This window comes from Archangium sp. (assembly GCF_036389735.1).
In the GTDB taxonomy this organism is placed as follows: Bacteria; Myxococcota; Myxococcia; order Myxococcales; family Myxococcaceae; genus Archangium.
In genome coordinates this window covers 1-9,933 of the sequence record NZ_DASVWK010000390.1, presented here as the reverse complement: position 1 = coordinate 9,933, position 9,933 = coordinate 1, and the positions used below count along the sequence as shown (strand labels likewise).

The following is a 9,933-nucleotide window of genomic DNA, read 5'->3' as shown; positions in this document are numbered from 1 at the left end:
TGGGGCCGGGGCTGCGCCGGAGGCGTGGCCGTATCCAGCACGGGAGCGGAGTCGTGGAAGGGGCCGGACTCCTCGTACTCGTAATAGCCACCACAGCCGGACACGAGGCCGACGAGTGTCAGGAGGGACAGACACGGGCCGAGGCCCGGAAAGGCAATCGGCAAGCGAGCAGGCGGACACGTAACGCGCATGGAATTTCCCCAACGTGGGCAGCGAATCACCCACGCTGGGTAAATCAGTAGTGACGCTGTGCCCTTCGCGAGGAGCTTGCGCGGAGTGCAATGTCCAGCCGGAGCGCCCCGGGAGTCGGCTCGGTGACGGACGGGATGCACCATCCGTCCACCATTGACGTTCATCCCGTCCCGGAGGGCTGTAGCAATGTCACCGGCGAACGTTTCTCAAGCTGAGACAATCCGAGACACGCGAGGGCAGGCAGCCGAGCTCAGTGGCCGTAGGATGGGGAGCCGCCTCTAACGAACGCAGGGGGGGTGCACCTTGAGCGTCCTTGGGCGGTTCCTCGCGCTGGTCTCGCTAGCCGTTACGCTTCCGGCCCTCTCTGGCTGCATCGGAGCGCAACTCAGGTTCCGCACGGTCGTTGAGAAGACCGAATCTGGGTCGGACGGTTGATGACGACCGGCGACACCTACCTGTGTGCCGTCAATATTGGAATGCCGATTGAAAACCGGATGAACGGATACGGTCTTCCTTGACTCGCTTCCGGATGAAATGAGGGCTCCTTCGGCGATCATCGCCAGAAAAATCGAAGAAACCTTCGGGGCCAGAGCGTTTTCACGCGAGCTGAACGAGGTTCCCGTTCCGCTCTTCGTGAGCCTGAAACAGCCGCCGAGCACCACGCTCTTTCATGCGCTCTTCACAAGCGAACCCGACAGCGTGCCTTGATTGATTGTGAGCCTGCCCCGACTTCGTGGCTCTCCCGCACTTCGTGTGGTTCAGGGGCGGCGAGCAAGCCAGCCTCACTCGAGCGTGCACCCGCCTGTGCTCAAGATTCACAAACCGCGGGAGAGCCACGTAACCGGGGCAAGCCCATTCCCGACCTGCCGCTGATGTTCGGGCTCTCGGCTCGCAAGATGGGGTGAATCGGGGGGCTCACCGCCCGTGCCGCTTCGCTTGAGCTGCCTCCCCGGGGGCCCGGTACGAGCGCAGCACATGGTCCCACAGTGAGGTGCTGAACCCGTAATTGTGGCGCGGGTCGCGGTGGTGGTGCAGCAGGTGGTTGTCCGTCAGCCACCGGCCGATAACGGTCCGCGGCTTCGCGTGGTGGATGCGGTAGTGGGTGAGCTCGTGGAAGAGGTAGCCCACCACCAACCCGAGGGCCACGGCCAGGCTGGCCTCGCGGCTTCCGCTCACCCCATACACCGCGGCAGCGCTCGCTCCCAGCAGCAGGAGGCTGGTGGGCAGGGGCACCGCCGCGTACAGCAGCTCATTGGGGAAGGCATGGTGCCGACGGTGGATCTCCACGAAGAAGACGCGGGCCCGCACGCCGTGCAGCAGGAACCGGTGCAACAGGTACTCGAGGAACGTGACGAGCATCGCCCCCAGCACCACGAGTGCCCCTCCCCTCCCCCAGGACAGCCCCGACCGCCACAGGCTCACCAGCAGCCACGCGAGCACCACGAGGTAGAGGGGACAGATGAGCCACGGGGAGACCGCCACCCGGTAGAGGCCCACGGGTACGCCCAGGGGCGTTTTCGTCGTCACGCTCGGCGTTTCCATTCGGAGCTCAGTAGGTGAGGATCAGCCCGCCCAGCGAGAGCCCGGCACCGGTGCCCACCATCAGCACCTCGTCGCCGCGCTTCATCCGCTGACCCCGGACGGCCTCATACAGGGTCGCGGGAATGGAGGCGGCGATGCAGTTGCCCAGCTTGTCCACCGTCTCCACCACCTGCTCCGGGGGGAAGTTGTACTTGCGCAGCGAGCGCAGCCCCAGCTTGCTGGGCTGGTGCGGCACGACGAGCTGGATGCTCCCCAGCCCCTCGGAGAGCCCCGGGCGCAGCTTCTCCAGGAAGTTCCCCAGCTTCCCCACCGCGCGCATGTAGACGCGCCGTCCATCCATGTGGAAGAGGTTGTCCAGGGGCCGGGTGTTCGGGTCGTTGGGGTGCTTGCGGGTGCCGCCCCCGAGGATGGTGGTGAGGTCCGCGTCGTCCCCATACGTCTCAAGCCGCGCGGACAGGACGCGGCTTCCCTCGCCCTCGGGCGTCTTGACGACCACCACGGCCGCCGCGGCGTCTCCGAAGAGCGAGGCCGTCTCGGGGTTGTCGAAGTTGATGCCCACTGACGAGATGTCCGACGAGACGATGAGGATGCTCCGGTAGCGCCCGCTCGACAGCAGGCTGTTGCTCACGTCCAACGCCGTCAGGAAGCTCAGACAGGTGGTGTGCACGCTCATGCTCGGGATGCCCGAGGCGCCCAGGCCGAGCTCACGCTGGAGCAGGGCTCCGCCATCCGGAATCACCTGCTGCGGCGTCCCCGAGGCGTTGAGGATGAGGTCGATGTCCTTGAGCTCCAGGCCCGCGTCGGCCACTGCCTCCTTCGCCGCCTCGGCCCCCATGAAGGACGCGCTCTCCTTGACGATCCACCGCCGCTCCCGGACGCCTTGCATCTCCTCGATCCATCCGGCCGGCAGTCCACAGCGCGCTTCGATCTCCGGGTTGAGCACGACGCGCGGCGGCAGGTACCTGCCTACCCCTGCGATCTTCAGCGACATGGCTCTGCTTCCTTTGGTGAGGGTCCGAGGCGAAAAGCGACAAACCCAGAAGAACTATACACGTTCGTCAGACAGGGATTTCCTGGTAGGCTTCAACGCATGACGTCACCGCCGGGCCCCCGCCATCCACCGGCCTACCAGCTCTGGAACTGGGCCCACCGTCCCTTCGAGTACCTGGAGGAACTGGAGCGGCGCTTCGGAGAGACGTTCCGCCTGCACTTCGCGGGCATCAGGCCCTTCGTGCTCTTCTCCAACCCCGAGCACATCCGGGAGATCTTCAGCGCGGACCCGGAGGAGCTGTACGCGGGGGAGTCCAACGCGGTGATGAAGCCCTTCCTCGGGGCCCACTCCCTGCTGATGCTCGATGGCGCGGAGCACCTGCGGCAGCGGCGGCTCGTGCTCGGCCCCCTGCACGGCGAGCGGATGCAACAGTATGGGGAGCAGATGGCCCAACTCACCCACGAGGCCATCGACCGGTGGCCCCTGGGCACCCCGTTCCCCATCCATCCCTCCTTCCAGGCGACGACCCTGGGCATCATCCTGCGCACCGTGTTCGGCTTCGACACCGGGGAGCGGCTCGACGCGTTCTCCGAGGCCGTCACCGACTTCATCGACTCCGGCTCCACGCCCGCGCTGCTGTTCCGCCCGCTGCGGGTGGACGTGGGACGCTGGAGCCCGTGGGGCCGGTTCCGCCGAGCCGTGGAGCGCGTGGACACGCTCTTCTACGCGGAGATCCATCGTCGGCGCGCGGAGGGGGTGGGTCGCCGGGCCGACGTCCTGTCGCTGCTGATGGAGGCACGGGACGAGGCGGGCACCCCGCTCTCGGACGTGGAACTGAGGGATCAGCTCCTCACACTCCTCATCACCGGCCACGAGACCACGGCCACGGCGCTCGCCTGGTTCTGGCATTGGGTGCTCAAGGACGAGGCACTCCACACAGCACTGCGCGAGGAGGCTCGCGCGGCGACCTCGCCCGCCGAGCGCGGCGCCAGGCTGCCCCTGCTGGAAGCCACCCTTCGCGAGACGCTCCGGCTCCAGCCGGTGATTCCCACCCTGGGACGGGTCCTCCAGCGGCCGATGCGCATCGGCGGGTATGACCTGCCCGCGGGCACACGCATCATGGCCTCCATCTATCTGACGCACCGCCGGCCCTCGCTCTACCCCGAGCCGGAGCGTTTCCTGCCCCAGCGCTTCCTCGACGTGAGGCCGTCGCCCTGGGAGTGGATTCCCTTCGGAGGAGGCACGCGCCGCTGTGTGGGAATGGCCTTCGCCCTCTACGAGATGAAGGTGGTGCTCGCGACCATCCTCTCGCGCACCCTGCTGCGCCGCCCCCCGGGGCCTCCGGTGAAGGTGGTCCGCCGGGGAATCACGCTCAGCACATCCCAGGGCATGCCCGTGCTCCTGGAGGAGCGCCGGGCCGGGGCGGAGGTGGGGACATGACGTCTGGTTATGCACGTGGGTTCGCGAACGCCGCCTCCGAGGCGCTGCGGCTCCTGGGGTTGTTGCTGCTGCCGGGTGGGGATGCCCGGCGAATCTACGGCCTGCTCGGGTCGGCCCACGTGGTGGGCGAGCAGAGCCTGTTCATGAACCTGGGGTATTGGGCGGAGCCCTCGGTCCGCACGTTCGACGAGGCCAGCGCGGCGCTCGTGGACTTGGTGGGGCGCACCGCCGGGTTGAGCGGCGAGGACACCGTGCTGGACGCGGGGTTCGGCTTCGGAGATCAGGACCTGCGGTGGTACGAGCAGTACCAACCGCGCTCCATCATCGGTGTGAACATCACGCCCCTGCACGTGGCCCGAGCCCGGGAGCGGGTCGCCGCGCGGGGGCTGAGCGACCGCATCGACTTGCGCGAGGGCTCGGCGACCACCACCGGCCTTCCGGCGGAGAGCGTGGACAAGGTGCTCGCGGTGGAGTCGGCGTTCCACTTCGACACACGCGAGGACTTCTTCCGCGAGGCCCTGCGGGTGCTGCGTCCGGGAGGCCGGTTGTGCGCGGCGGACATCGTGCCCCTGCCGGGCCGGAGCTTCAGCTACCCGGTGCGCTCCATCTGGCATGTGCCGAAGGCGAACCTCTACCCCCGCGACACCTACGCGGTGAAGCTGGAGGCGGCGGGCTTCCGGAATGTCCGGGTGACGTCCATCCGCGAGCACGTGCTGGAGCCCCACATGCGGCTGCTCGCCAGGCGGTTGGATGAACCGGACCTGATCGCTCGCATGAATCCCCTCATGCGACGGGCCAGCAAGTCTCCGGGGTACAACCGGGACGTGCTGGAGTCCTTCGACTACGTGCTCGCCGTCGCGGAGAAGTGAGCGGCGGCAGGGGGCCAGGTGAGGGCTACAGCTCGACCTGGGCAACCGGTAAGGTGTGGCCCTCTCGTGCCTCCGAGGTAGCACGGCGATGTCCACCCCCAGGCCGATCACCCTCCTCCACCTGTCGGACCTCCAATTCGGTCGGAACCACCGCTTCGGTCGGCTCTCCGCCACCACACCGGAGGGCTCACTCGACACTCTGCTCACACGGCTTCAGGAGGATCTGGAGTCACTCCGGAAGGAGTCGGGCCTCACGCCGGATCTCCTCGTGGCCACGGGGGATCTCACGGAGTGGGGGCTGAAGTCCGAGTTCGATGACGTCCTGCGCTTCCTCGAACGGATGGCTGGGTTCCTCGGACTGACGCGAGACCGGGTCCTGGTGGTGCCTGGGAACCATGACGTCAATCGCAAGGCGTGTGAGTCGTACTTCCTGGCTTGTGAGTCAGAGGAACAGCGGCCCCAGGCACCCTACTGGCCCAAGCTCCGCCACTACGAACAGTTCTTCCGCAAGTACTACGAGGCATTCCCCGGCATCCACTTCTCCGAGAAGGAGCCCTGGACCTTCTTCGAGGTTCCCGACCTCAAGCTGGTCGCGGCGGGGCTGAACTCGACCCTGAAGGAGAGCCACCTTGAGCAGGACCACTACGGGTGGGTGGGCGAGGAGCAGTTGCGTTCGTTCGCCAGGAAGCTGCGGACCTACAAGGAGCGGGGGTGGATGCGGCTTGGCCTTGTGCACCACAACGTCATGCGGCGGGCCACCGACGACGCGGAGAACCTCCGCGATGTGGATGACCTGAAGCGGCTCCTCGGCGGTGAGCTCAACCTGCTGCTGCATGGTCATACCCACGAAGGACGCCTCGAATGGCTGGGACCCCGGTTGCCCGTCCTCTCGACGGGCAGCGCCTCGGTCATCCAGGAAGCTCGTCCGCCCGAGGTGCCGAACCAGTACCAGCTCATCCGGCTCCTCCCCGAGCAAATCTGGCACGGTGCCCGGATGTACGCCCCGGACCAGAAGCGCTGGGTCGGAGACAACCGTGCCTCCGTCCAAGGAAACCAGTGGAGCCATGCGGAGCCGGTCTCCTTCGAGCACGTCAACGAGACCTTCCGCGGCGGAGAGGCTCCGCAGGAGCAGGGGAAGGACCACATGGCTCGCGTCGTGGAAAGTTACCGCGCCCACGTCACGACGACCTTCCAGCGGCAACCGCTCCACGACCTGTGTACCCACGCCGAGGACCAGGACATCCCCAGCGGGCTCGCGCTGCTCGACATCTTCATCCCTCAAGCCGTGAGCCTCGCGCCACCGTCCAAGGACCTGCCACGGGAAATGGAGCCGGAGGAGTCCTTGACGAACGTGCTGGCCGAGGAGGAGAGCGGGCCGTTCTCGTGGGAAGAATCCCCGGCTCTCCCCGTCGAGCAGGTGCTCCTCGACCCGGAGAGGCCCTGGGTGGTGCTGCTCGGGGCTCCCGGTGCCGGCAAGACGTCGCTCACCCGCTGGCTGTGCCTGAAGCTCTGCGCGCCGGGTGAACAACTCCAAAACCTCTCCTCTGAACTCGTCCCCGTCCGTGTGGAGATGCGACGGTTCGACGAGCGGTACCGGGCCGCGACGGCGCAGGCCCGCACCTATGATTTCTTCAATTATCTCGACCAGGAGCACGCGGAGAAGGCGCTCGACCTCCAGGGGGAGGTCCTCCGGGAGCTCGGTGCGAGAGGCCGGCTGGTGTGGTTGTTCGATGGCATGGACGAGGTGTCGGACAGGCTCGCGCGCAAGCGTTACGCCGAGATGATCCTGGGGCTCCGTGCGGCAGAAGCGTCCCGGGGATTGATCACCAGTCGCATCGTCGGAGCCCAGCCCCTCCTACCCTACTTCCAGGCTGCGGAAGTTCCTGTCTGCACCCTGCTCGACTTCGACGAGCCGCGGATCCAGGAGTTCATCGCCCGCTGGCATGACAAAGCCTTCCAGGCGGCCCCCGAAGCCGGTGTGGCTCGCCGAGAGCGGCTCGAGCGCGTCATCACGGAGAGCCCGCCAGTTCATGAGCTCTGCAAGAACCCGTTGCTGCTCACGTTGATCGCGCTCCTCAACCGGGGGGGCGAGCTGCCACGGAGGCGGCACCTCCTCTACCGCCGGGCCATCGAGTTGATGGCCATCCAATGGGAGGCCAACAAGGGGCTCCCCCCGAGCGCGGAGCTCCACCTGGAGTTGGAGGACAGGGTCGATTTCCTGCGCGAGCTGGCCTGGTGGATGATGTTCGAACTGCCCGAGGGAGGCCGCAACCTCGTGCAGGAGGAGGATCTGCTGCGCTTCACCAGCCAGTTCCTCGAGAAGCGCTATGGGAAGACGCAGGACCAAGCCCGGCATTACGCCGATGGCGTGATCGGGTATCTCCGGGAGCGCAACTACATCCTGGCGCGCATCGGTGCGCAGCTCTTTGGCTTCGTCCACAAGACCTTCTTCGAGTACCTCGTGGCCGACGCCATCCGCTCCCGCTTCGCAGGTTGGCAGCTCGACCTGGGCTGGCTCGAGCACCTCTTCCGCCAGATCTGGTTCGATGGGGCCCAGCAGGAGGTGCTGACTCTGGTCTGCGGGATGCTCGAAGAGGATCGGCCCGAGAACGTGATGATGCTCCTCCAGTCAGTCCTTCGCTGGATCGAGGTGTTTCCCGAGGGGCAGCTCGATTTCGGAGCATTCGCGGTGCGCTGCATGGCGGAGGTGCGGCAGCTCGATCGCGAGCCGATCCGGACGTTCATGGTGCGGTTGGCTGAGTTCGCACGGCATGAAATGGAGCACTTGAGAGGTACACAGGAGTTCAGCTTCGCTGACGTCATCCACTTGATCGGGTCCCGCTGGCCTGAACGAGAGCATTGGCTCCACTGGGCACGGAAGAGAGCCAAGCTCCTGGCTGGTACACGCATCCTGGCGAATGTGTGCGCCTTTGACACCCTGCCAGCCGAGCACCACGTGGCGTTCCTGCTTGAGACCTTGAATCAGGAGTGGAGCGCACCCGTGACCTACCACCTCCTGACCAGGGCGAACCCTCCGGAGACCTACGTTCACGACCTGCTCCTGCATGGCGAGGAAGGGGTGCGTTGCGGCCTCGTCAACGGCCTGTTGTTCCAGTCCATTGAAGGCAGGCTCTATCAAGGCAAATTCGACGAGGCGGCGCTCCTCGTCCTCGAGGAGCTGCTCGAAGGCTCACGGTCGTCCAGGATCAGGGTGCGTGCGGCCTCGACCCTCGTGAGCTTCAGGCCCACTCCTCGGGTCCGTGAGGTCTTACTCGAAGTCCTCCGGAATCCATCCAGTGCTCGCATGGAGCTGGCCGGGGCCGTCCAAGGGCTCGCGCTGATGAGCAGGAGCGACCCCCAGCTCGAAACCGAGTTGCTGGCTTTTCTGGCCCGCGCCCCGAGCCTTCCCTTCATTCGCAGGCTGACCACCAGCACATTGATGCAACTCGCGAGGCCCGTGGAAGCAGCCGAGTCCATTCTGGGCTGGATCGAGCAGGCCCAGAGCCTCTCCGAGAAACGACGGGCCATCGAGCAGCTGATTCAGCTCGCGTCCGCCTTCACCCAAGTACATGAGCGCCTGGAGCGCCTCCCATCAGAGGGAAGGACCGAGGACCTCCAGATAATTGCGTCCCGAGTCCGCGAGGAGGCCCTCTTGCGGCGCGACATGCGCCAGCACATGACCCGGACGCCCATGGAGGTCCTGGAGATGATGGAGTCTCCGACGACACCTGAAGCGATACGGCAGAGGCTCGTTTGGAGGATCAACGATGCCGCGCTTTCGGAAGCCGATCGTCACAGGTTCTTGGACGTGCTGCGGAAGATGACGTCCCCCAGCGCGCATCCTCTGAGCCGTGTGCAAGCCGCGAGAGCCATGTGGTTTATGTCACTCACCCAGGAAGAGGAGTACCAGGACGTGTTCCGAGACATCCTGACCACGAGTGTCGACGAGAAAGCACGCTTCCTGGCCGCGCAGATGCTGGGTGAAGAAGGGGGCCTCGTCATCGAACTGCTGGCGTCCAGCGCCACGGACCTGGAGGTCCGCGCCAGGGCAGAAGTCGCGCACCGTTCCTTGCGGCTTCGGGTTGAACTCCAGGCAGTAGGCCATGAGCCGACCACCTGACCCAGTCCTGGCGGGGGCCGCCCCCATACGCTCCGTCCAGGTCACCCATACGGCCCACCGTCGCCTTCGCGACGGTCGTCCCCCGGTCGCCCAACCTGCTGGATTCTCTCGGGTCCGGGTTTCTGCTCACATGGGGCCGACGAGAGCCGCTGGCGGAGACCCACGTGGGAGCAAGCCTGAGAGAAGCGCGCACACAGCACTCCGGGACACCGGACACAGAGCGGCTGGCACTGCTTGTCGACGCCTCTCGTCAGCTCGCGGACGCTGGCCTCGAGCCCACCACCGTGCTCGAGCGCCTGTGCGAGCTGGTGGTGCCCCGCGTGGGCCAGGCCTGCCATGTGCGCCTGCTCTCCGAGGACGGTGACTGGCTGCACTCGGTGTCCTCGGCGCAGGTGGACCCGCGGCTGCGCCCCCTCCTCCAGCGCTGTACCGCCTCGCCCCTGCGCGCCGACGAGGGCGTCGCCTCGACGGTGTTGCGCACCGGGCAACCCGTCCTCCTCACCCCCGCGGAGCAGGCCCAGTTCCAGCTCCCGGTCGAGCAACCGTCCCGCCGCCCTCCCCCCTCCGCCACCCACCTGCTGCTGCTGTCGCTGCGCGCGCGCCAACGCCCACTGGGCCTGCTCGTCGTCCACCGCGACGCGGAGTCGACCCCCTTCGAGCCCGGCGAGCTGCTGCTGCTCCAGGAGCTGGCGGATCGCGCCGGGCTCGCGCTGGACGTGGCGCGCGCCTACAAGGCCGAGCGCCGGGCCCGGCACGCGGCGGAGATGACCGCCACGCGG

The 9,933-nt window shown here is 66.8% G+C and carries 6 protein-coding genes; 4 read left to right on the top strand and 2 right to left on the bottom strand.

Annotated features, from left to right (window positions below; all coding sequences use genetic code 11):
* Nucleotides 1-1,107 precede the first annotated feature (1,107 nt).
* Both VF794_RS13920 and VF794_RS13915 read right to left on the bottom strand, forming a co-directional pair.
* Nucleotides 1,108-1,719, bottom strand: a complete 612-nt coding sequence (locus VF794_RS13920; protein ID WP_331110555.1) for a sterol desaturase family protein — start codon at nucleotides 1,717-1,719, stop codon at nucleotides 1,108-1,110.
* A gap of 22 nt (nucleotides 1,720-1,741) precedes the next feature.
* Entirely contained in the window at nucleotides 1,742-2,725 is a 984-nt protein-coding gene (locus VF794_RS13915; protein WP_331110553.1) for a 3-oxoacyl-[acyl-carrier-protein] synthase III C-terminal domain-containing protein, read from the bottom strand.
* 99 nt (nucleotides 2,726-2,824) lie between these two features.
* Here VF794_RS13915 and VF794_RS13910 point away from each other — a divergent pair, with 99 nt between their 5' ends.
* The 4 genes from VF794_RS13910 to VF794_RS13895 form a co-directional block, all read left to right on the top strand.
* Nucleotides 2,825-4,165: a cytochrome P450 gene (locus VF794_RS13910; RefSeq protein ID WP_331110550.1), complete on the top strand. Its 1,341-nt coding sequence runs from the start codon at nucleotides 2,825-2,827 to the stop codon at nucleotides 4,163-4,165.
* Entirely contained in the window at nucleotides 4,162-5,034 is an 873-nt protein-coding gene (locus VF794_RS13905; protein ID WP_331110548.1) for a methyltransferase domain-containing protein, read from the top strand. Before VF794_RS13910 ends, VF794_RS13905 begins: the two co-directional genes overlap by 4 nt.
* 88 nt (nucleotides 5,035-5,122) lie before the next feature.
* On the top strand, nucleotides 5,123-9,154 hold the full coding sequence (locus VF794_RS13900) for a metallophosphoesterase (RefSeq protein ID WP_331110546.1): 4,032 nt from the start codon (nucleotides 5,123-5,125) through the stop codon (nucleotides 9,152-9,154).
* 164 nt (nucleotides 9,155-9,318) lie between these two features.
* Nucleotides 9,319-9,933 (top strand): GAF domain-containing protein (locus VF794_RS13895; protein WP_331110544.1); only part of this gene is annotated, 615 nt, incomplete at its 3' end.